General features: G+C 55.6%; 16 protein-coding genes. 7 read left to right on the top strand and 9 right to left on the bottom strand.

What is annotated here, in order from left to right; translation table 11 throughout:
• Positions 1-5: 5 nt before the first annotated feature.
• The 4 genes from VN12_RS26230 (at position 6) to VN12_RS17980 (ending at position 4,816) form a co-directional block, all read left to right on the top strand.
• Entirely contained in the window at positions 6-650 is a 645-nt protein-coding gene (locus tag VN12_RS26230) for a nuclear transport factor 2 family protein (RefSeq protein WP_146678134.1), read from the top strand.
• Positions 651-691: 41 nt separating this feature from the next.
• The gene (locus VN12_RS17990; RefSeq protein WP_146678133.1) at positions 692-1,681 is read left to right on the top strand and encodes a hypothetical protein; all 990 of its coding nucleotides are present in this window, start codon (positions 692-694) and stop codon (positions 1,679-1,681) included.
• A 174-nt stretch (positions 1,682-1,855) separates the two neighbouring features.
• On the top strand, positions 1,856-2,452 hold the full coding sequence (locus VN12_RS17985; protein ID WP_146678132.1) for a hypothetical protein: 597 nt from the start codon (positions 1,856-1,858) through the stop codon (positions 2,450-2,452).
• 1,647 nt (positions 2,453-4,099) lie between these two features.
• The gene (locus VN12_RS17980; RefSeq protein ID WP_146678131.1) at positions 4,100-4,816 is read left to right on the top strand and encodes a PEP-CTERM sorting domain-containing protein; all 717 of its coding nucleotides are present in this window, start codon (positions 4,100-4,102) and stop codon (positions 4,814-4,816) included.
• Between the two features lie 102 nt (positions 4,817-4,918).
• On the opposite strand, the gene VN12_RS17975 is transcribed toward VN12_RS17980, so the two are convergent.
• The 5 genes from VN12_RS17975 to VN12_RS17955 form a co-directional block, all read right to left on the bottom strand.
• Positions 4,919-6,115 carry a hypothetical protein gene (locus tag VN12_RS17975; RefSeq protein WP_205855079.1) on the bottom strand — a complete coding sequence of 399 codons (1,197 nt, stop codon included), beginning with the start codon at positions 6,113-6,115 and terminating at the stop codon, positions 4,919-4,921.
• A 77-nt stretch (positions 6,116-6,192) separates the two neighbouring features.
• A complete protein-coding gene (locus VN12_RS17970; RefSeq protein WP_146678130.1) occupies positions 6,193-6,777 on the bottom strand; it encodes a hypothetical protein in 585 nt (194 codons plus the stop codon).
• Positions 6,774-8,678, bottom strand: coding sequence for a polyprenyl synthetase family protein (locus VN12_RS17965; protein WP_146679982.1), 1,905 nt, complete (start codon positions 8,676-8,678; stop codon positions 6,774-6,776). Before VN12_RS17965 ends, VN12_RS17970 begins: the two co-directional genes overlap by 4 nt.
• The gene (locus VN12_RS17960) at positions 8,675-10,585 is read right to left on the bottom strand and encodes a prenyltransferase/squalene oxidase repeat-containing protein (RefSeq protein WP_146678129.1); all 1,911 of its coding nucleotides are present in this window, start codon (positions 10,583-10,585) and stop codon (positions 8,675-8,677) included. Before VN12_RS17960 ends, VN12_RS17965 begins: the two co-directional genes overlap by 4 nt.
• Positions 10,582-11,349: an MBL fold metallo-hydrolase gene (locus tag VN12_RS17955; RefSeq protein WP_146679981.1), complete on the bottom strand. Its 768-nt coding sequence runs from the start codon at positions 11,347-11,349 to the stop codon at positions 10,582-10,584. The genes VN12_RS17960 and VN12_RS17955 overlap by 4 nt, the downstream gene beginning before the upstream one ends.
• Before the next feature lie 551 nt (positions 11,350-11,900).
• Between VN12_RS17955 and VN12_RS17950 the strand changes: the two genes are divergently transcribed.
• Together VN12_RS17950 and ccsA are read left to right on the top strand one after the other, a co-directional pair.
• Entirely contained in the window at positions 11,901-13,025 is a 1,125-nt protein-coding gene (locus VN12_RS17950) for a hypothetical protein (protein WP_205855078.1), read from the top strand.
• 7 nt (positions 13,026-13,032) lie between these two features.
• Positions 13,033-16,692, top strand: a complete 3,660-nt coding sequence (gene ccsA / locus VN12_RS17945) for a cytochrome c biogenesis protein (protein ID WP_146678127.1) — start codon at positions 13,033-13,035, stop codon at positions 16,690-16,692.
• Here the strand turns inward: ccsA and VN12_RS17940 are convergent.
• Complete coding sequence (locus VN12_RS17940) at positions 16,659-17,411, bottom strand: helix-turn-helix domain-containing protein (protein ID WP_168164489.1); 753 nt, start codon at positions 17,409-17,411, stop codon at positions 16,659-16,661. The genes ccsA and VN12_RS17940 overlap by 34 nt on opposite strands.
• 482 nt (positions 17,412-17,893) lie before the next feature.
• On the opposite strand from VN12_RS17940, the gene VN12_RS17935 reads away from it, so the two are divergent.
• On the top strand, positions 17,894-18,148 hold the full coding sequence (locus VN12_RS17935) for a hypothetical protein (protein WP_146678125.1): 255 nt from the start codon (positions 17,894-17,896) through the stop codon (positions 18,146-18,148).
• 155 nt (positions 18,149-18,303) lie between these two features.
• Here the strand turns inward: VN12_RS17935 and fusA are convergent, their stop codons facing one another.
• From fusA to VN12_RS17920, 3 genes are all read right to left on the bottom strand, one after another.
• Complete coding sequence (gene fusA / locus VN12_RS17930) at positions 18,304-20,391, bottom strand: elongation factor G (protein WP_146678124.1); 2,088 nt, start codon at positions 20,389-20,391, stop codon at positions 18,304-18,306.
• A gap of 375 nt (positions 20,392-20,766) precedes the next feature.
• Complete coding sequence (locus tag VN12_RS17925; protein ID WP_240491187.1) at positions 20,767-22,137, bottom strand: DUF1501 domain-containing protein; 1,371 nt, start codon at positions 22,135-22,137, stop codon at positions 20,767-20,769.
• 189 nt (positions 22,138-22,326) lie between these two features.
• On the bottom strand, positions 22,327-23,829 hold the full coding sequence (locus tag VN12_RS17920; RefSeq protein ID WP_146678122.1) for an APC family permease: 1,503 nt from the start codon (positions 23,827-23,829) through the stop codon (positions 22,327-22,329).
• Between the last annotated feature and the right edge of the window lie 10 nt (positions 23,830-23,839).

The raw sequence follows: 23,839 nt of genomic DNA, 5'->3' as shown, positions 1-23,839 counted from the left end.
TGGCGATGAACAATTCGGGATGGGTTGTGAACGGACGGAGGCTTGCCGAGTTTCGGAAGCTGGCGGGGATGACGCAACTCGATCTTGCGGCCCGGTCAGGTTATTCGGAGAGGGCTATTCGAAAAGCAGAAGCGGGAGGATTCCTTCGCATTAGCACTTTGCACGATCTAGCAGAGGCATTGTCGACCGCGGAACGCCGAGTAGCAGTGCAGGAGTTGGTTCTGAATCAGCTAACGATGGCGATGCAATTTGTCGACGCGTACGATCGACATGGAGTTGCCATGATGCAGCATTGTGGTGAGATATTTTCGGAGGACGTGGAGTTGCATTGCCCAGGGGATAACGCGCAAGTACCTTTCGCGGGAGTCTGGAGAGGCCGAGACGGATTGCAATTGTTCTTTGATCTCTTTTTTAGTGTTTTCTCGCGGACGCGGGGTAGTTTAAAGCCGGTTTATTTGGAGTCGGATCATCGCATCGTGGCACGCTATGAGGATCAGGTCTTCTTCGAGTCCCACCCGATGCCACCGTTTTGGGTCAATCTGCATTTTCAATTCCAGGATGGGCGAATCGTTCGCGTCGATGACGAGTATGATACGCGCTACGCATCCCAGTGTTTCATGGAACTTCTGCAGCGGCTTGGACGCCTCTGATTGACTGCAGTTGTTAACAACCCTCTGACTCCTCTTAATCTATGGTTCGCAATCGAACGATCAAATTGCTTTTTCGTGTGTTGAGACGCTGTCACCTGTATCTGGGGCTCGCATTGATTCCGTGGGTGTTTCTCTATGGAGTAACCGCTTATCTGTTCAATCATCCAGCTCATTTTTCGCCGGTGGATGTGGAGTCTGTTTCCCAATCCCTCTTACCCGACGATTGGGCGACTCGGGCTTGGAAACCGGAAGAACGAGCCAAAGCGATCGTGCAGCAACTCAATGAACGGTTTTCGAACGGAGACGATCGCATTCGGTTGGATACGAGCAAGACCCCGCGATTTGATGGCAGCGGATTGATAGCGTCGTTTGATCGGGGTGAGAGGACTTATAGCTATTCCTTGCCAATGTCCGGAAGCCAGGCGGGGGTTCTCCGGATCGCTCCCAAAGGGAATCCTGCATCTCCGACGGGGAAAGCATTCTTTGAAGTGCAAGCGAAGAGAACGCCTTCAAACGGAGGCCCGGTGTCCGACGGGGAGCCGACCCTTCAGCAGCTCCCTCTTCGATTGGAAGAAGGGTTGTTGGAACGACTCCAATCGCAGGTTGCAAAGATCGCCAACCAGCGAGATCCAGAACTAGATGTCCAGGCGTCCTCCCTTCGCGTTTCCTATCTCCCGGCATTGGTATTTCAAGTGGATGCCGACGGCCAGAGTTGGGAGTGCAAGCACGATGCGTTGGTGGGGTCAGTCTCCACCAAGCCAGTTGACAACAACGTTGCAACGTCTTTTTCGTGGCGTCAGTTCTGGCTGCGATTGCACACCTCGCATGGTTATCACCCTGACGGAGGAACGCGGTGGATCTGGGCGATCGTGGTGGATGTCATGGCGGCTGTCATGGTGTTTTGGGGGATTAGTGGTATCGCGATGTGGTGGCAGATGAAAGCGACGCGTCGATGGGGGGGATTTGCCTTGGCGAGTGGATTCGTTATCGCCGTTTGGCTTGGGTATGGCATGTACCGATTGATGGCTTGAACGACTGCGGAGGGGTTGTCCTCCTATTCGCATCAAATAAGGAGAGAATATTTGTAACTTTGCCGTCGCACGTCGGATCTAATGGTCTGTTAGAGCTGTTCGATCTTTCGACGCGCGACCTGCGGTACGATTGCGAACGGCGACAAAGACTCTTCTCTCAGGAAAGACAGAACGATGAAACGAATAACACTTGCCATGGCCATGGCTGGGATGATTGCGACTGGATCGTTGGCCCAACCACCCCGAGAGGGAGGGGGGGCGAAAAAGGGGCAAGGCGGTAAGGGAGGGGAGGCTGCTCAGGGGCAAGCGGGTAATGCGTCCAGTCAAGGTGGAGGTGTTAGTGGTCCTCGTGGTCAAGGTGGAGGTGGTCCGCGTGGCCAGGGTACTGCCGGCCAAGGGCAGGGGTGGGGGATGGGTTTCATGATGCGCCCGGGCATCATACTTCCTGATCCCTTGATCGAGCAGATTCAGGCGACGCCAGAACAACGGGCCGCCATTGCGAAGTTGCAAGCGACCGTGGATGCGGAGCTTGCCAAAATCCTAACCCCTATGCAGCTTCAAGCATTGCAGCAAATGGGACGCGGTCCCCAAGGCTTTGGACCTGGAGCAGGTGGCCCAGGAGGATTCGGTCAGCCCGGGGGCGGCCAGCAGGGGCAAGGATTTGGCGCGCAAGGCGAGGGGGGGCCTGGACCCGGAAAGCGTGGTCCTGGAGCGGGTGGAGAAGGACAGGGCAAAGGAGACGCTGGCAAACGGGGAAAGACGTCTAAATAGTCAGAGCTAGAAAGTGAACTGTCAAACTGTCGAACGGTCGTCCTCGACCGTTCTGCGCGCTAGACCACCTCTCTATCGACCAAACCACCTCTCCCCCCCAGCTCTCCCGTCCATAGTCCGGGGGGGAAGTTTCTTAACGGGTGCAATGCGTCAGGCGGTGCTGATCTGTTGAGGACAACAGATCGACAATGCCGAACGTTAAGCTCTTTTGTCCTGAAAGGACTTGAGCCATTAGCCGGGGGTTGAGCGCGAGCGATACCCCCGGTGGATTTCGTTGGACGCATCCCGACGGGATGCAAGATGAATCTTTAATCCCTTCGGGATAGGAGAAGGCTCGGGTGACCGGGGGTGTCGCTGCGCTCAACCCCCGGCTACAAGCTTGGATCCTTTCAGGATCTATGACGCAAACGAACGACCGCTCGATTCGCGACGCTCTCGGGGAGATCGCCTGCCTCAGACGCCGTCTGAAGGCAGGGGTGTGGGATAGGTTTCTGAGTTTGCGCGATGCGTCAGGCGGTGCTGATCTGTTGAGGACAACAGATCGACAATGGACGACGGCTAGACAATGTCGAACGTTCGTCCTCGACCGTTCCAGCGTTATAGACCACCGCTCTATCGACCAAACCACTTCTCCCCCCAAGCTCTCTGGTCCATAGTCCGGGGGGAAGTTTCTTAACGGGTGCAATGCGTCAGGCGATGCTGATCTGTTGAGGACAACAGATCCACAATGGACGACGGCTAGACAATGTCGAACGGTCGTCCTCGACCGTTCCAGCGTTATAGACCACCGCTCTATCGACCAAACCACTTCTCCCCCCAAGCTCTCTGGTCCATAGTCCGGGGGGAAGTTTCTTAACGGGTGCAATGCGTCAGGCGATGCTGATCTGTTGAGGACAACAGATCCACAATGCCGACCGGTTAGCTCTTTTGTCCTGAAAGGACTTGAGCCATTAGCCGGGGGTTGAGCGCGAGCGATACCCCCGGTGGATTTCGTTGGACGCATCCCAACGGGATGCAAGATGAATCTTTAATCCCTTCGGGATAGGAGAAGGCGCGGGGTGACCGGGGGTGTCGCTTACGTTCGACCCCCGGCTACAAGCTTGGATCCTTTCAGGATCTATGACGCAAACGAACGACCGCTCGATTCGCGACATTCTCGCGGAGATCACCTGCCTCAAACGCCGTCTGAAGGCAGGGGTGTGGGATAGGTTTCTGAGTTTGCGCGATGCGTCAGGCGATGCAAATCTGTTGAGGGCTGAAGACAGCCGTGGTCGGTTCGGCCCAGTTCAGCAGTGTCTAACACAAAGTGCGAGCGAAACTATTCTCCTTATTTTTAAAAAAATCATGCGCCAAATCGTGGCATCTCCGCGGGGGAATCTTGTATGGTGATGGAAGTTGACATGTGAGTTGTACGCCCGATCTCCATGAGGAACTGGAAATGCCCACGCCCTTTTCTTTTGCGGTTTCTACCGCGCGCGTTGTGAACGCTCTCGTTGCACGACCTGGATGGTCCCCGAAGGCTGGCACCTAACTAAGGTCGCTTTTCGTCTTCGTCCGTGATCGGTGTGCTTCTCTCATAGTCGTTTCGATTCCTGTTGACCTGTCCTTTGGACCGGTTCAACCAGATATGTCACTTGGAGTATTGCGATGAAACGAGTCTATGCAGTTGGTCTCCGTCTGTTTGCCTGGACGGCTTGGATCCTTTCCAGCACCTTGGTAGGAAACGCGGGTATCGTTACGTTTGATGTGAGTTCGCAACCGGGTAATCAAGCTTCTACGTCGCCCGTGGTTGCACCGAATGTCTTTGCTACTTCCCTCGTGCGCGGGCCCGGTCTCAATACGTCATCGGGAATCGGGTCGTTCAACGCGAGCGGTTTCACTACTATGCCTTCGATCGATTTGACCGACTATTTTCAATTCACCGTCACGGCAGCGCCAGGTTACGCTCTGGATCTCGAAGATCTTGTGTTGGGGGAACGTCGGTCTCTTAGCGGGGTTCGAGAATTCCAAATCAGGACGAGCCTTGATCAGTTCTCCACCTTCACTTCTCAGTATTCGTTTTCTGTGCCTGACAGCGATGCGCTGCGAGACCATTCCATTAGTCTGACGGGGCTTTCCGGCGTTACCGATACGGTGGACATACGAATCTATGGGTTTGCCGCGGAGTCGTCGGCGGGAACTTGGAGGCTGGTCCATCATCCGGACTACGGGGGCATTGTTCTCAATGGCACAGTCGCAGCGGTACCAGAGCCAAGTTCTGCGTTATTGATCGGAACTGCGATGATGGGCGGGTTTTGGTTTCGAAGACGCATGGTACGCCGTGGAGGCGAGTCTTTGCATTTCCTCGACAAGAATCTGGACTAGCCCCATTTTTCTAGAACCACAGCGTGCACTCGCTCACTTCGGTGCATAGACAGGTTTCGTGGGTATCTGTCGATGGGGTGCACGCTGTTTTCGCTTTGTGCGTTAGCGCTGAGAGTCTTGCATGGGCCGCACTCCGGTGATCTCACGGAGGGTGCGGAAAAAGCTCTGTTTCCTTGGGCTGGAAATGCTCCAGTTCACGGGTACTGACTGATAGCCATCGTCGAAGGACTCTCCCTTCATACGAAAGTCGAAGTATCCCCAGGAAGCGCCATGTCGAAGGGCCTCGACGAAATTATTAGAGGGTTTGTCGAAATCAAAGTGGTCGTCTTCGTTGAAGAGCAGGGGCTGTCCGCGATAGCCGGCAACTTCTTTGGTCTGGCGAACCATTTCTCCGATTCGAAGGGGATCGGAGACGCCATTTCCATGGAGGAGCACGAAGTCGGAGGCTGCGACAACGTTTGGTTTGGGAATCGTTCCTCCTCCATAACTGGTGCTAACCAGGAGCCGATTCCCTTTGGATTCGGACCGTGACTGCATACGAACCACTAGTTCGTGGACGCGGTCTGGTTGCAAGATGGGGTGGTCATAGCGCACGTTGCATTCATTGTTGATCTCGATCAGCACGTGGGTGTAGTGGCGATCGAGTAGCCAGTCGCACGTCGCATCGACTGCACGTAGGATCGCTGGTTCGTCGCGGATCCGTTCGTCTTGTCCAAAGTAAAAAAGACCGAGGATGACGATCATTCCCACTCGGTCTGCTTCATCGAGAACGGCTTCTGTCCGTTTCATCCAGCGTGGGTCGAGAGAACCGTCGGCCAAGATGGCGGAGTTGTGCCACGGCTGTGATTTGGAGTAACCCTCCGGGCTGCCGCCTTGCAGATTCAAAGTGATGGCGAGCAATCCGTGGTCTCGCCAAGTCCGCATCTGAGAAATGAATTCACGAGTATTGCGATCGGCATCCCAAATCTTGGAATCCGGATAGGCCCAGCGATTGGCAGTATCCGGATTTCGGTCGTCGAAGGTTGCTTGGACCATCCTGCTATTGAGGAGCAACCCCTCGATTGGGATTCCGTTCCAGGACCTCTCTTCGTAGGTGGGGCGACCATTGATCACGAACTTGCTTCCCTCCACCGAGACTATGGTCTTTCGTTCCACGGCGGACTGCTGCGCGCAAACCTGAATCGGAGAGACGCAGGGAAGGAGAGAAAGGAGAAGGGCGCCCGACTTGTTGCGAAGAGATGCGCCGATGAGGATCGCTGGCCAGGTCGCAAGGAAGGAGAGAGAGGACTGGAGAGTCATGAAAACGTGGCGTGAGTACCTTGAGGAAAAGATCGCGGAGGATGGTGAAATCGAGACCGGACCATCCGATCGATCCGTCATCCAGCGGTATTTGCCACGATCTTTGCGGGGCGGACGATTTCGAGCAATTCGATCGCCGGATCGTGGTTGCAATAGAGCATAGCGGTTCGACCGTAGGTGATGGTACCGACTGGGACGCCAAAGAGGTGGGCGAGTCGGGGGCCGCAGGTGACGCGAAGAAGATGGAAAAGTTCGATTTTTCGCAGAACATCGTGTTCGATGAGGACCCGTCCCAGCGGTTTGGTTTGGGCAAGGATTTCATCTCGGGGGGCGTCGGGCAGATAGCTCGTATTCAATCGGACAATACCGTATTGGACCACCAAGCGGCTCTTCTGGGCCAGTAGGAGAATCTCACGGCAGTAGTGGTTGCCCGCGGAATGCGATTGGAGGACTTGAACATCCACGGAATCCCCGTGATGTTCTTCGACCGTGACCGTCATGTGGTTCGTGTGCGCGAGCAAGTCGTGGTACGGTGCAGGGACTTGTTCGGCGGCAACACTCGTACACTCTGCGAGTTCGCTGAGATCTCCGTAATAAATGGATATCATGGACGATGCGTTGACGCACGTCTCGCGATGGTTGTTTTTTTCCGAATCGTTCATCGAGCGGGTGCTATCCCGATTTGGTAGGTATGGATTTCGGCGGGAGGTTGTGGGGAGTGTACGGCGGGGGAAGATTGAAGACCAGATTGATCCAGCACTGTATCGATGAGGTAGAGCATCAATCGGCGGAGGGCTTCGAGTTCGATACTTTGGGCTGCATCGAGCGCTCGTTCTCGGTGCTTTTCGATGAGCTTTTCTGCTTGCTCGAAGACCCGTGCTTTCTCAAGCAACTCGCGAGCGGTTGCGATGCGATAGGAATCGGACATGCCATCCTGTCCGCCCATGGCATCCAACAGTTTCTGTTGGTCGGCAGGAGACAGGGATTGGAGTGCGAGGGCGAGCAAGACAGTGGGGCGACCTCCGAGGATGTCTCCGGCCGCTGCAAGCTTGTTGTGATCGTCTCCGTGCCAGTCTTGTAGGTCATTGATGATCTGGAAGGCGACGCCGATGTTGCGTGCAAACAGTTTGACCGCTTCCGCGTAAGGTGCCGCGTCGGTTGCTAAGCGAATACCCGTGTAGAGTGCGGCTTCGAAGGCGGGAGCCGTTTTCAACGCGTAGATTTTTAGAGCATCGAGTGGCGCCAAACGTTTGTCGGTACCGTCTCGCCATAGGAGCTCGGCTCCTTGTCCCTCCGCCAATCGCATGTGGGCGGATGAGAGGCAATTGAGAATGTCAGCGGCTGCTTCGGGGCCGATCGACTGCGTCTCGCGTCCGATCAAGCGATAGCCGAGCCCGATCATATAGTCTCCGACGTTGATCGCCGTGGAGAGGCCAAACTGCTGGTGCATGGCGGGCATCCCGTATCGATATGCGTCGTTGTCCTCGATGTCGTCGTGGACTAGCGATGCTTTGTGAAAGCACTCGATACTCATGGCAGCGCATTGGACCCCTTTGGTGAACTGTTCGACAATTCGCGGACCCGAAGACGTGGTCGCTTGCCCGCCGGTCATGGCGTCGTACGCGGCCAAGGTAATAAAGGGGCGGGAGTACTTGCCACCTCGCGCGAGGAAATCGGTAGCGAGAGCCTCCGTGGCGGCGATGGGATCGATGCCCGCGAGAGGTGCGTCGCTATTGGGATCGAGGTGAACTTGGCTGCGTTGCCGGCCTACGAGTTCATTGAGTTTCGGTTGCGAGAAAAGATCGCTCGCAGCGCGCATCAAGTGAACATAGGAACGCGTTTGCGATTCCAACGCGGGGCCTTGGGTCAGGATCATTTCTTGAACCCAGTCTTCGTCGACGCTCGTGTTTCGGCAGTCGCTCGAAAGGAGGGGCACGGCCATACAGGGGATGCCCGCGAGCAGAATCTTATCGATAGCCTTCTCGAGAACATTTAGACAAGCAACACCCACGATGGAGTCCACATAGCCACTGACGATGATCTTCATGACCACCGGGGACCCCTCGGCAACGAGGACTTTGTAACCCATTTCTTCCGCTTTGGTTCGGAAGTCGGCGATGCTGCAGGCTCCGCATTTTTTGCAATCCATACCGAATTCGTCGTAGTCCGCCGGGCAGCCTTCGGCGTGCTTCAAGCAATGGGGGAGCAAAAACAATCGGCGGCTAGGGGGGATCGAAGCGACAGAGTCCCGAAAGAACTCGCTCGAAAGGATGACCATTGCCCAGCCAAGATATCCTTCCGGCAGGCCTGCTTCTTCCAACGTTCTGCGAGCGATTTGCTCGAGCTCGTCTTTCGTGGGTGGAAGATCCTTGTTCAGTCTCGCCGCAACCTCTCTGCACTTGTCCCGAAGCGAAGTACGAAGTTCTTTGGTTTCGGGAACAAGCTTTAAATGGCTGGTTTTGCGTCGGGTTTTCTTGTCCGCTTTGGGGCTCTCGCTGACAGTTGCGTTGACCGTTCCTGACAGGTCAGGTTGGGCGGCGCTCGAATCGGCAATCGGTGTTATCGTTGACAAAACTCAAGTCCTTTTCTCAGTGCGGCTAGCGAGAACGCGAGAGGATAGTGTTTTTCGTGGTACCACAGTTTCGCGAAATAGAAACCGATCGGTTGGCTCGTATGGTGATCGTGGCGCTCCAATGCGTCACACAGCCAAACGAGGCCCCTCATTATAGAGTCAGCGGCAGCCCTTTTTCCACCGCTGGCCATGATTCCCTCCAATACGACGGCAGTTTCTTCGATCGTACCTGTGAATTCATTGGGTTTGGCCATGGAAGACGGGTAGCGAATCGAAGGCCCGCCTCCCCACGAGCCATCGGCATTCTGCCATTGTTTCAGAAAGGAGATCGCTCGCTGGGCGCTCGGGTGTGACGTATCACCACACTCGCCATACGCTAAGAGCACGCGAGCGGTTCCATAAAACGGGTTGTCTTCCTCTTCGCGATCTTGATTGCCAAACCACAATGGGAGCCAGCTGCCATCGCGATGTTGGGTTCTCTCGAGATAACGCCAACCTCTATCCGCTGCACGATCCGATTGAGCGCGCAACGAGCCCATCAATCGTGGCCTCCAAGCGTTAAGTGCACGGAGAGCATGCGCGGTCAAGTCTGTTCCACTTCGATCGAACGGGAGGGTCCCCCAGCCTCGACAAAAGGTCGGCCACCCTCCGTCGCTGTTCTGCAGTCGGAGGAGCCACTTGCAGCCCATCTCTGCGGCTTGGAGCACTCGAGCGAGCCGTTCACTCTCGGCGGCATGTTGCAATACAGGTCTGCGTTGAAGAACGCGAGTGTACTGCGCGAGTGCCAATAGAGCCGCTGGGGTATCGTCGCTATCGGGAACCGAACCGCTCAAATCGGTCCATCCCCACCCTCCAGGCTCGGCGCCGGTAAAGGGATGGCGTTTGGTGTGTTGGCAGCTCAGGAGCCAATCGATCGTCGCATCCCATTGCGCTTGCTTTCCTGCCTCCTGGGCATTCGGCCCGGTTGCTGCCCGAGTTGGGTAGTAGGAGCGCATGGTCAGCGAGGTAACCCAGGTGGCCAAGTTTGTGTCGATGGGCCAAGATCCGTCCGGCATGGCGGAATCGACCAAGAAGCGAACTGCGTTTTGAGAAACAGAATGTTGCACCAAACCAATCGAAGCCAAGCTCATCAGGACGAAGCTGGTTAATGGTGTTGCTTCTAAATAGCCGCCGCTTTCAGGCTGCATTGTTGCCAGCACCCGTAGCGTTCGGGCTCGCACCGCGCCTCGCATGCTCCGCACGAGAGGATTGGCCGGTGGGTTGTGATGCCATTGGGCTTGGCCGATGGCGACCAAGGCGGGAACGGCGTAACTGACCACTGGCATCTTTGCAAATCGGTACCAAGATTGCGGGAGTGCAGCGGCTTCGAACGGGAGGGTGGGTATCTCCTTCCACGAAAGGAGTCCAGCCAAAGCGCAGTTCATCATAATCGGAACGACGAACGTTTTGTCTTTCCCATATCGACTCCTCAGCCCGTCCCATCGACCTTGTTTGTCGACGAACGCCCAAGCTTTTTGGATAGCGTCCGCATGTCGCTCGCGATGGCCGGCGATCTCCCAGGCGGCGATGACCAAGAGCGTGGTTGCGATGTTCGAGAGCGAACGATCGGTATCCCCGAAGCCGCCATCGTCGTTCTGGGCACGGGCCAGCCATTGCGATCCCTTCTCGATGAGAGTCGGGAGGTCTTTGTGATGAGTCGTGGTGCCATCTCGCAAAACCATCGACATGGCGCTGACGGCGGTGGCGGTCGAAAGTGCGGAGTCGGAGAGTTTACCGGTCCAATGATCTCCATTCCCCTTGCTCTCGGCGGCCTCCAACTGGAGTTGATGCCACGCCGCCGTGACTCGGTCTCCGAGCGATTCCAGTCCAAAGGGTAGGTGAGTCGTGGGGGCGTTCATGTTAGTGGGATCCGCAAGCCGTCGTAGGCTAAGTGAACGTGTCCCGGAAGTTGGGCGCTGACAGTTTCGAAATCCACGTCGTGCGAAAGATGGGTCAAGTACGTCGTTTTGGGGCGGAGCAAATCGATCACGTGCAGAGCTTCTTCGATCGAGAAGTGCGTAGGGTGGGGAGTGAAGCGGAGGGCATCCAAAACGAGGGTGTCGAGATTCTGAAGGAGTTCCATGCTCGAGGATTCGATGCGATTGGTGTCGGTGCAATAGGCAACGTTTCCGATGCGAAACCCATAGACGTTGCAATACGGGCCGTGAATCAAGGGGATCGGCTGGATCCTAGCCCCGAGGACTTCAAAGGGCTCATCGCCGATCGTGACCAAATGAAGTTGGGGTGCTGCGCCGGCGTGGGTGGGTTCTCGTTTTTGAAATGCATAGTCGAACACGCGAACGATTCGTTCCTGCACGTGCTTGGAGGCATAAACCGGGACCGGGCCACCGATCATAAAGGGAAAGAGACGAATGTCATCCATGCCGTGGAGGTGGTCCGCGTGCTCGTGGGTGTAGAGAACGCTATGTACGATCCCAATTCTTTCTCGAAGCAGTTGTTGGCGAAGATCGGGAGCGGTGTCGATGAGGAGGTTTCCCCCGGGCAAACCCACGATGGCGCTACTGCGGGTTCTGTTATTGCGAGGATCCGTGCTGTGGCAAACAGAACAGCCGCAGCCGATAGCAGGTACCCCGACGCTCGTCCCCGTCCCTAGAAGAATCATTTCTCCCGGAAACTCGATGCTTTGGCGGGTGAATGTCACGGCAATCGGAGGTGGTTCGAGGGGAAGTGTCGTAGCGAACGGCCCGCGACAATGCGTCGCGAGCAGATCTGCGAAGGTTATCCCCCATCTCGAAGGAGTTCGCAACACCTGTGTTTTCGCATTTCAAAGTGCTTTTCCGAGCCCGCTCTGCTAGGCGAACGGATGCTGAAAGCCCTCTCCTGTCAGGACTGCCGGCCAACTCCGCATGGCGTTCGACCCCGCCTCCACTATAATACGGTGGAATAGTAGAACGTCGGAATGGTATGCGGATCGTCTCGGCTCCCCCCATACGTCCGCCACGATTCGGCTTTCCCCCCTCCCCCCAGTGCGCAAACGCTTGCAATTCCATCCTTTGCGGCTTCCTTTAACGCTGAGTTGCTATCAACTTGAAACCTTGTCCCCTCCACCTGTCTAGCCAGGTTTGCCTCGCGGCTGGGTTCTGCTTCCTGCTCGGATGCACCCCACCGAGTGAACCGAGAGTCTACCAAGCCCCCAAAAATGACACGGAGTTCGTGGTACAGCCACCTCGAATGCCCGGCGGAGGAGCTGGTTTGGCTTCCTCGGGCGGGATGCCTCCCATGATGGGGGGCAGCTCGATACCCATGGAAGAGAAACGAATTCTAGGGGCGATCTTCCCACTCAACGGAGCCGGGTATTTCCTCAAAATCACCGATTCGATCGCGCGGATTGAGGGGATACGCGAGGTTTTCCCCAAGATCGTTGCGGAGTTCAAGACGGACCCAGAGTCCGGCAAGCCCGTTATGGAATTGCCGGCGGGGTGGAAGATGATGCCCGGGGACGCGTTCGCGGAAGCCAAAGTGGCAATCCCCGTCGCAGGCGACGAAAAGCCAGCGATCATGACTATCTCCAAACTCGCAGCCCCCGCCGAGGAGTCCTCGTGGCCGGATTACCTGTTGATGCAACTGAACCGATGGAACGGGCAAGTCGCTCAAGAGAATCAAAGTCTGGAAGAATTGATGGCCTCGATTCAGCCGATTCCTCGCGAGGGCTCGAAGATTCCGGCTTATATCTTTGATAAGAACGGGGCGACGGGCAAAGGAGAAGCATCGAGATCGACACCCACCCCTGATACCTCTAATGCTTCCACGAGCTCAACTCCCAAACCGGGAACCGCCATGCCCGCCGAAAGCTTGCCCGCAGATCATGGAGCCCCAACGGAGGCAAAAGCGTTTGATCCTAGCACCCTGCAATACGAGTTGCCGGAGGGCTGGGAAAAACAGGCCGATCGACCGTTCCGAATCGCGACCTTTCGCGTTCCTGGTAGCGAGTCAGAAGAGGATGGTGAACTCGTGGTCAGCCAAGCGGTTGATAATCCTATTGAGAATTCCAAGATGTGGTCGGAGCAAGTTCTCAAGACGGACGATCCATCGGTGCTAGGTCCCAAAGCAGAGCAGATCGTTTCCCAAGCGGAGACGATTCCGGCAGGAAAGCGGGAGGCAAAGCTCTATTCGATCCGTGCGAACGATGAAAAGTCGGCCCTCTGCTTGACCATTGCGGTCATCCAGATGGAGGGATTTTCTACCTCTATGTTCGTGAAGCTTCGATCCACCACCCAACTGGCTGAACAACAAAAATCCAACTTGCTGCGTTTCATCGATTCGATGCGCTGGGAGTAGTTTGAATATGGCAACGATTACGAATGAAAAGTTTGCACAGAGCCGTACCGCCGCAGGGGCCATGGACATCCATAGCCTCTTTTGGAAGGGTATGAAAGCTCTCGGTTCGTTGAAGATAGCCGTCGCCATGTTCGGGCTCGGCACCTTGATGCTCTTGATCGGGACGTTGGCGCAGGACCAAGAAACGATCGTCGACGTCAAGCGAAACTACTTCAACAGTTGGATCGCGTATGTCAGTCTCGACGTCTTCGTCCCCCAAACGGTTTTTCCCCATGAAAAGCCCGTGGCGGGTATGTTTGCCATGCCGGGTGGAGCCACCATCGGATTGGTGTTGCTCATCAATTTGTTCGCGGCAAAGCTGACTCGTTTCTCGATGCACGCCAAAGGCAAACGATTCATCGCCGGCTTGATCGTGACGCTGCTTGGCTTCGCGATGGTGGGTGTGGTGATCGTCGGCGCGCACTTTGGGGACGGTCTGCAGGGAGAGCCCCCGTTTCGTTACGACACGATCTGGTTAGGGACCAAGGTCTCTGCCCATCTCTTGACGTTGTTGTCGCTGGCTTGGCTAATCCTTTGGACTCCCAAGACCAAGGTGATGTTTGGCACCGCGATCGCGGCGGTCACCCTTTGTTCGTTGGTGAGTTTGTTTCTCGTCTTCACGTTTGACGCATTCCGCATTCCGGATCCTGGTTTGCGGATTGTATGGCAATTGGCAAAGAGCCTAGGGGTAGGAGTGGTTCTCCTCGTTGGGCTCATCCTCTTGTTCGGGCATCGAGGCGGCAACGTCCTCGTTCACCTAGGAGTCGGCTTGCTGATGTTGGGGCAATTCATCTTCGGCGATGCCCAAACCGAAGAACGCGTTTCCTTGGCAGAAGGCCAAAAAACCTCGGCTGCTGTTGAAGTCGATGTCGTGGAATTGGTCGTGATCGACCGGAGCCCCGACGATACCGACCGAGTTGTTGCGTTCGACCATCACATGCTCTCCAGCGCGGCCGCGACCGGCAAGAAACTCACGGTGGATGGATTGCCATTTGAGATTCGTGTGGATCGATGGATGGAGAACTCGATGATTCGTCGTCGGTCCGGAAAGCCGGCCGAGGATTCGGTCGAGGCCAAGATGACGGGGTTGATCGAATCATGGGATTTGATCGAAGAACCCAAGGTTGGGGGGACTTCTGATCGTTCCAACGTCGCTTCCGCCTATGTCACACTCCTTGCGAAGGAGAATGGCAGTGAAATCGGACGTTATGCAGTGAGCCAGTGGTTTAGCGATGATCAGATCGCGATGCGGCCTTCTTACGATTCGGTGGAAGTTGCCTCGAAAAAGTACGACATCGGCATGATCTTCCGCCGCAATTACAAGGACTACAGTATTACCTTGAAGGACATTGTTCTCGAGGAGTACACCAACTCGGCGATACCGAAAGACTACTCTTCCTACATCACTATCCGCGATAAAGATGGGAATGTGTTGCAGGACGGTCGCGTTTGGATGAACAGTCCGATGCGATTCCGCGGAGAGACGTTTTATCAATCGAGCTATATTTCTCAGAACGATAGCCCGTACGGTGTGGAGCAGACGGTGCTCCAAGTGGTTACCAATGCAGGCTGGTTGATTCCTTACGTTTCCTGCGTTCTGGTAGGGCTGGGCATGTTCGTTCACTTTGGTGGCACGTTTGCTCGCTTTGCCATGCGATACGAGCGCGGAGCGGTGACTCCCGAAACCGTTGTTCCCAAACGTCCGAAGGGATCGGCGAGGCAATGGATTTTGGCCGGTTCCGTTTCGTTGTTAATGGCGATCTTCTTCGTGTCGCTCGCCATGCGCAAACCGACCGATCGTCAGGAGATCGATTATCAATCCATTGGAGCCCTCCCCGTCCATTACGGTGGACGAATCAAGCCGCTCGCGTCCGCAGGTGCAGAGGTGTTGGAGATTCTTTCCAACAAGCCATACGCCCTCATTCGCTTGGAAACAGACGACGAGAAATCGAAGGGGGATTCGTATGATCCCAAGGAAAAGCGAGTTCCTGCCGAACAATGGCTCTTCGCCGTCATGATGAATGAAGATTGGGTGCGAGCCAATCCGCTCATTCGTATCGATGCTACGTCGGTGACCACGGATTTGAACCTGACTCGTGTGAAGTCCAATCGCTATTCGTACAATGACATCGTCGATGGATTGCAGGCGATTTGGCCGAGGGTTCAAAAGATCATTCAGAGCCGGCAAGAAGGGACAAAACTGCCCTTTGAAGACGAGAAATTGTTGGAAGTGCTCAACAAGATTTCGTTTGTCGATTCGTTGATCGATTCGTATCGATGGATTGCACCTCCTAGTTTGACCACGGGAGACGCGGCGAAGATCCAAGATGAACTCACTCGATTGGCTCCGAGCGTGGAGCGTTTGCGAGCGAGCAACAATCCTGCCATCCTGCCAAGTCTCAAAACAGAGGTTGTCGCGGAAGGACAACCAGCCCCTCCGAAGCGATGGGACACGTTTGGCGTGGCCTTTTTCGATTCGATTCCTGGGATGTTAGCGAAGGATGACAATCCAGGTATTGCTGCTGTGCTCAAGTACTTTGAGATCAGTGGTGCTTACCGGGAAAACAAAAAGGATGCGGCTCAGATCAATCGCTTGGTTAGCGAGTTTCGGGAGGCAGCCATCAAGGCCTATGGTGCGGACACGCTTCGCATCAACAAGGTGGAGTACGAGTATCAATACGAAAGCATGAATGCTTTTGGAAATGCGCAGGTCATCTATCTGATGGTAGGGATTCTGGCCTTGGTGAGTTACGCCGTCATGCCGGCTTCTCTCAGAACGATTGCGTTGTGGATGTGCATCGCGACGTTGGTCTTGCACACCTACGGCATCGCCGCACGGATTTACATATCGGAACGGCCGCCAGTGGTCAGCCTTTACTCGGCCGCGGTGTTCATCGGTTGGGGGATGGTCTTGTTTTGTATCGGCGCGGAAATCCTATATCCAATCGGAGTTTCCTTGATCGTTGCGTCGATTTCCGGCTATTTGAGTCTGCTGGTCGCGTACGGGCTCGATGTGGGGGATTCCATGCCTGTGTTGCGCGCGGTGCTCGATACCCAATTCTGGTTGTCGACGCATGTGATCAGTGTATCGCTCGGGTATAGTGCCACGTTCTTTGCAGGTATTTTTGGGATCGTGATTGTGATCGCGAAGTGTCTTGCGATGGTAGCGGGTGACAAGACTCAAGCGGACTGGGCTGTGAAGGTGCGGGACTCGATTCCGATCCTTTACCGGATTTGTTACGCCGTGGTTTGCTTTGGATTGTTCTTTAGCTTTGTCGGAACGGTTCTGGGTGGGCTTTGGGGCGACGATAGTTGGGGGCGATTCTGGGGCTGGGATCCGAAGGAGAACGGCGCGCTCATGATCGTTCTTTGGAATGCGCTGCTGCTGCATGCGCGATGGGACAAGTTGGTAGGGGCGCTCGGATTCGCGAACCTGGCTATCTTCGGAAACATTGTGACCGCGTGGTCGATGTTCGGCACCAACCAGCTGGGGATCGGCCTCCATGCGTATGGGGCCTTCGAAGGTGACTTGATGCGGAACCTCGTGATTTGGTGTGCCGTACAGGTCCTCTTTATTGGAATGGGCGTAGTCCTTTACGCTTTGACGCTACGCAAAGAACCAGTTTGACGCGGAGGATAAAGAGGGATCGAGGCTTGCTGAGAATCCTCAACTCCTCGATCGTTGGGGGACACGGAAGGAGATTCCTCGCTCCGAAGTTCTCGCAAGATTCGTTCTTTGTACTCGGCCCCCGCCTCGATGTTGTAATCGTCTTCGATACGGATGATGAGCTGGTTCTGGAAGTGAAAATTGAGACAGACCCGGACCGGGGGGCTGAGGATCCCTGCAATTTTGACCAATTCATTCCATCGTGCGGAAACGATGCCATCTCCTTGGAGATAGACGGGAGAGATTCCTGGCACTCGTTCAAAGATTCCAAAGAACGCATCGAGCCAGCCTTGGTGCCCATCGAGACCGTGCCAAGTCCCGTTGAAGGGAAATGTTTCTTTGCTCCCCTCGCAAACGAAAACAACATCCTCGGACAAGAAGGGGCGGATGTGCTGCAGCATATTCACGCCGTGCTCGTCGAATGTTTCCATCCAACGTTTGGCAATCGCCAGAGTGGAAAAACAAAGATGTTCCAGCGTTATGGGGCGGGACGGTGTCGAGAGGGCTTCCGCGATATCGCAAGCAAGTTGGAATCGGATTCGACCTCCCAATTCGGCTTTGCGAATGACTCGCTCCGAGTATCCCGCTAAATTCGCCAGCTCCCGTTGGGTCAGGCCTCGCTCCAGTCTCGCGGATCGAAACAACTCTGGGCTCAGTTGGACGGTGGGTTGTTGACTCATGGAGGAAACCAGACGGGCTGCGGGTGACGGGGCAGGTGCTAGCGAAACAACACGCGGAATGTGCCTGTTTGGTGCCGGGCTGCAAGCTTGTGCGACCCGCACCGTGCACATACGATCTGGGGAGCACAGCGTTCTATTCTGCTATCTATTAAAAGCGAAATCGAGTCACGAAATCGCTCATCCCCTCCCTCAAATTTCGGAAAAAATCGGCTGGAGAAACGCGAGGTCTTCGCTACGTTGACGGGCGTTGTCTACGAAGACGTCAATGTCGACGTGGTGCGAGCTCCAGAAGGACCCGGATTGGCGGGCTGGACGGCGTCTCTCGAGACGGATCGCCACAACGCTCTCGACCCCACCGATCGATTCCATCCGAAGAATCCGGCATTATTTGTTCGAGGTTTCCGATCAAGGTCCATACCTTGAATTCTTGGGTTTATTGAAGCTTGCGATTGCCGCCCATGAGGAGTGGACGCCAACGACCGATGTCTACGGTGCGCTCGACCGATGTCTACGGTACGCTGAATTACGACCCCACTAAAGCCCTCGCGGCGGTTATGGGCTTTGCAGTACGACTAAATAACCTGGGAAATTTGACTCGGGCGGATGGTGAAGTTTTGGACCATCCAAGTGTTGAAGGACTACAAGGCAGTTATTGGTCTCAGGTTACGCGACTGGGCGATACGACAGATAGCGACGATACGGGATTCAACAAGCGAAGCATCGGTCCTCGATCTTAGGACATAGCTGTGACCTACAGGCTATCACGTTCGATCCCTCTCCGGAAGCGATCGTGAAATGAATTGGAGAGTGAGGAACTCGAGAACTGAAATAAAAAACGCTCCCGAGGGATCGGGAGCGTTTTGGTTATATCAGGGATGATCCTAATGCTGAATTAAGCACGAGCAGCAAGCTGCTTCTTGCGTTCCGAGATGATGTCGTCTTGCAAGTTGCGTGGCACGGCTGAGTACTTGGCCAATTCCATAGAGAAGGTGCCTTGGCCCTTGGTCATGCTTCGCAGGTCGGTTGCATAGCCGAAGGTATTTGCCAAAGGAACTTCTGCAGTGATGTAGGAGACCCTGTCTCGCGTATCGGTTTGGGTAACCAAACCGCGTCGCGAGATGATGTCGCCCACCACGGAACCTTGATCGAGCTCTGGGCATTCCACGTCGCATCGCATGATGGGTTCGAGAAGGACGGGCTGGGAAGCTCGCATGGTTTCTCGGAAGCAATCGCAAGCGGCGATGTAGAACGCGCGTTCGCTCGAGTCCACGTCGTGGTAGCTACCATCGTTGAGGTCGATCTTGACGCCCACAACTGGGAAGTCGGCGAGCGGCCCCTTGTGCATCGAATCTCGGAAGCCCTTTTCCACAGGGGGAATGAACTGCTTTGGAATCCGACCACCGGTAACGTGATCTTCGAATACGAACGTCGTTTCACCTTCTGGATCGATCGGAGTCAGCGAGCCCACGATGTGAGCGAATTGACCCGAACCACCCGTCTGCTTCTTGTGCTTGTAGTTGAAGTCCTGTTTGATGCCTGGTGATTCGCGGTAACTAACCTTCGGTGCACCCACTTGGACTTCGACTTTGTACTCCCGTCGCATGCGTTCGACGTAGATATCCAAGTGCAATTCACCCATCCCGCAGATGATCGTTTCGCTGGTTTCTTCGTCGTTGTAGACTTGGAATGTCGGATCTTCTTTGCGGAACCGGTTCAGAGCCTTGCTCATCTTGTCGGCATCGGCGCGGCTAGCAGGAGTGACTGCGACTTTGATCACAGGCTCGGGAATGTACATACTTTCCAAGGTGCAATAGTCGCGGTCGTTCGAGTAGGTTTCCCCGCTCGCGCAATCGATACCCATGATCGCGACGATATCGCCCGCTTCCGCCGAGTCGACTTCTTCTCGCTTGTCCGCGTGCATCCGAACGATACGGCTGAATCGCTCCTTCTTGCTAGTACGTTGATTGATGTACATCTCACCCTTGGAAATCTTTCCTTGGTAGATGCGCATGAACGTGAGCTGGCCGAATGGATCTTCTACGATCTTGAACGCCATACCAACGAACGGGAGGGTGGGATCGGGCTTCAAGTCGAGTTTGATCGATTCGTCCCCGACCTTACGAGCCTTGATTTCTCGTTCTGTCGGGTTGGGCAAGTATCGCAGAACCGCGTCGAGGAGCAGCTGTACCCCTTTGTTCTTGTAGGCACTGCCGCAGAAGACGGGGGTGATGCGTTGTTGTTGGGTGGCCTCTTTGCAGACTTTGTAAACGAGATCACTGGGGACTTCTTCTTCGCTGAGGAGAAGCTCCATCATCTCGTCGCTGTACATCGAGAGGGATTCCAGCATCTTTTGACGCATTTCCGCAGCCTTGTCCTGGAACTCGGCGGGGATTTCTTCTTCGCGGACCGTTTCACCGTCTTTGCCGTCGAAGTAGTAAGCTTTCATGCCGACCAAGTCGATGACGCCGGCGAAGGTTTCGCCAGCACCCATCGGGATTTGCATCATGATCGCGTCCGCGTTGAGTTTGTCGCGAACCATTTGAGCAACGCGGTATGCATCGGCTCCAGTTCGGTCCATCTTATTGACGAATGCCAAGCGAGGAACGCCGTAACGGCGCATCTGACGGTCCACGGTGAGGGACTGGCTTTGTACGCCACCGACCGAGCAGAGGACCAAGACGGCACCGTCGAGCACGCGAAGGGAACGCTCGACTTCGATGGTGAAGTCCACGTGGCCCGGGGTGTCGATCAAGTTGATGATGTTCTCTTTCCACTGAAGCTGGGTTGCAGCGCTGGTGATCGTAATCCCTCGCTCTTTTTCCAGTTCCATGAAGTCCATCGTCGCGCCGTCGCCATCACCCTTGACCTCTTCGATCTTGTGAATCCGACCTGCGTAGAAAAGAATTCGCTCGCTGAGGGTGGTCTTACCGGAGTCGATGTGGGCACTGATACCAATGTTACGTAGTTTTGTTAGATCCATACTTCACTCAGCGTTGTGCGCTCTCCGCTTCCAAGAGCACAGCAAAGGAACAAAAAACAGCCCGCCTCGGCTGTTCTGCCTCCAAAGGGGAGGGGGTGAGGCGGCACTTTTCACCAAAATCTATGGGAAAAGTGTACAAAAATGCGGGCTTCGCGGAAGGGCAAAACGAGGAGCGATCCTCCCCGCACCCTAGAAGACACCTTGTGCTACCAAGTGGTTCTCGCACGCCACGGTATCGAAAGCAGATGCTCCCAAGGGCTAAATGCAGATCGCTAGAGGGTGTTTAGGCGAAAGTCTTTGGCACTGGCTCCGCGATGGCGAGATGGGGCGGCTGGCCGTGGTGGCCAGTTGAGTATCTCTGCTGTCGGGATTTGGCTAGGCTAAGATATCGCGAACCACGCGACCGTATACATCGGTCAATCGGAAGTCCCGGCCGGCGTGTCGGAACGTGAGACGCTCGTGATCGATCCCAAGAACGTGGAGCAAGGTGGCGTGGAGGTCGTGCATGTGGACTTTGTTTTGGATGGCGAGCTGTCCGAATTCGTCGGTCTCGCCGTACGCGTAACCGGGCTTGGTGCCCGCGCCCGCCAACCACATGGTGAAACCGCCCGGGTTGTGATCGCGGCCTGTTCCATTTTTTTGCGCGTAGGGGGCTCGACCGAACTCGCTTCCCCACCAAACCAACGTGTCTTCGAGCAACCCGCGTCGCTCCAGGTCCTCTAGGAGACCTGTAATCGGGCGATCGACCGCTTGGGCATGATCCAAGTGCTTGGGCATGTTGCTGTGCTGATCCCAAGCTGGATTGGCGGTGTTGTCCCCGTAGTTGACTTGAATAAAACGCACGCCGGATTCGCATAGACGGCGCGCGAGCAAGCACTTTTTGCCGAAAGGTGCCGTTGCCGGGTCATCCATGCCATAGAGCCGGTGAGTCTCTTCGGTTTCCTTTTCAAGGTCCAGAATCTCGGGGGCGATCGATTGCATTTGCCAGGCAAGTTCGTAGGAGTGGATCAGGGCGTCGAGCTCGCTTTCGGATGGATTGTGCCTTTGGCGTTGAATTTGATTGAGTTGTTGCAATCGGTCTAAATCGGCGCGTTGAAGTTGCGAGTTCGAGTGGGTGGGGCCCTTCAAGTGCTCGATTTCTAACTCGTCCCGTCCCGCTTTCCCGATCGCGGTCCCTTGATGACGAGCCGGTAAGAAAGCGCTCCCATAGTTTCGCGGACCACCATTTCCAATCGACGGGGAAATGGAGACGAAGCCGGGCAAGTTTTCGTTTTCACTGCCGATGGCGTAGTCGATCCAAGATCCCATCGAGGGGCGGATGAAATTCAATGCTCCGCAATGGAGGAAGAGCGTCGCAGGTCCATGGGCTACCCCCTCGGTGTTCATGCTGTGGATGAATGTCATCTTGTCGACGTGTTCCGACATCGCTGGGAAAAGATCGGAGGTCCAACGTCCCGACTCCCCTCGCTGCCGAAACGGCCAGAGGGATTTCATGATTTTTTGCTTCGAACCGAGCGTGCCCGAATTCGCGAACTCGCGGGGATCGTCAAAGCTGATGAGTTCCCCATCCCTTTTGTCGAGAAGCGGCTTGTAGTCGAACGAGTCGACCTGGCTAACTCCTCCCTGCATGAAGAGAAAGATCACGCGCTTTGCTTTGGCCGGGTGATGCAAACCCGATCCACTTGTTTGAGAAATGCTCGGCGACCCGGATTGTGCCCGATTCCACTGGGCTAGCAACGACGCCATCGCGCAGGCTCCAAATCCACACGCGGACTGCTGCAATAACGTTCGGCGGGAAAACATGAGCAAGCCAGGGGAGAGCAGGGGAGGGAAGGGGGGCCAAGTGCACGGGAGTACCAGTATACTCGATCGAATCCCTCGATATCCAGTTGGTTCTGTCGGAGCCACGAGCCGGCTGCAAGCTCAGTCGGCCTGTCACCTTGGAGAGCGGCGGGATTGGTACCAATAGAGGGGCAGTCCGAGGAGGATCAGAACGCATCCGATCACCGCTTCTTGAGGATTCCCCAAGAAAATACTCCCGATGAACCAGGAATAGGCGACGAGATAGACGATCGGAACCCACGGATATCCTGGGGTTCGAAAGGGGCGGGGGTGGTCGGGTTGGGTGCGTCTTAGAACGAGTACCGCAGCGACGGCTAACGCGTAGAAGATGCTGGCCGCGAACACGATGCAGTTGGTCAGCAAATCGAAGATACTGTAGTCGCGAAAGGTCTCGCTAAAGCGAATCGAGAGAGCGGAAACCACGATAAGTAGGGCTGCCATGACGGCTTGCGCAACAATGGCTAGCACCGGAGTGCGATACCTTGCATGCAATCGTCCGAATCGATCGCTCAACATTCCGTCGCGTCCCATGGCGTAGGTCACTCTAGGGGAGGTAAGCAAATTGCTGTTGATGGTGCCGAGGGTGCTGATCACGATCCCCAGCGACATCAGTTGGCCTCCCAACGGGCCGAAAAGCTTGGCGACCACGATCTCCGCAACATGTTCGCGATTCTCTGGCTGCGCCATGACTTCGATGGGAACGACCGCGTGGTAAGCGGCAACCGCTGAAATATAAAGGAGCCCGAGCAAACCGATTCCGCCGATCAGGGCACGCGGGATATTCCGTCCCGGATCTCGAACTTCCTCCGCCACCGGAACCACCCCTTCCCATCCGTTGAAGGCCCACATAACGGCGAGCAAGACCGCGGCGGCTTGGGCTGCAAAGCCCTCCCGTTGCGGAGTGACGCTCTGAGAATAATTAGAGAGTTGTACAACATCGAAACCGAAGAGTTCAAACAACCAAGGTGAAAGGGCGATGGCGAGCACCATTCCGCACTTGACGATCGTAGTGATGGCCTGTGTCCATCCTCCCCAGAGAACTCCGACAATATTGACGATGGTCAAAGAGCTGACGATCGCGATCGCAGCGATGACGGAGGTAAAGATATCCACGTTCCACCCGCCGCAATGCGCGATCGATGCGACGCAGACAACCGCGAGAGCTCCCGTCGATGCGGGGCGAGCAAAGAGAAACTCTTGCCAGCCGAACAAGAATGCGACCCAGCGTCCGTAGGCTTGCTTGAGATAGACATAGAGGCCGCCCGCTTGGGGATGCATCGAAGAGAGTTCGGCCAAGCAGAATCCGCCGAGAACACAGAGCGCTGCGCCGATGAGCCAGATGGCAATGATGAGCGGAAAGGAGCCTGCGTCGGCCGCGATCCTGCCCGGTTTGACAAAGATTCCTGACCCAATCGTGTTTCCGATCACCACGGCGATCGCCATCCAAAGCCCTAAGTCCTTGCGGAGTGTTGTTCCAACGGGGGAGGACCCGTTCTGCGGAGCGTGGGTGCCCAGGGGCAGGGTAGGGGGGGAGGCGTTGGTATTGGCGCGCGGGGCAGGGGAGAGGGGGGATGAATGCGACGATTCAGATTCCATAGTGCAGCGT

Source organism: Pirellula sp. SH-Sr6A (assembly GCF_001610875.1).
Lineage (GTDB): Bacteria > Planctomycetota > Planctomycetia > Pirellulales > Pirellulaceae > JBKCUI01.
Note: the sequence above shows the minus strand (reverse complement) of the source record. Positions and strands in the feature narration are given on the sequence as shown.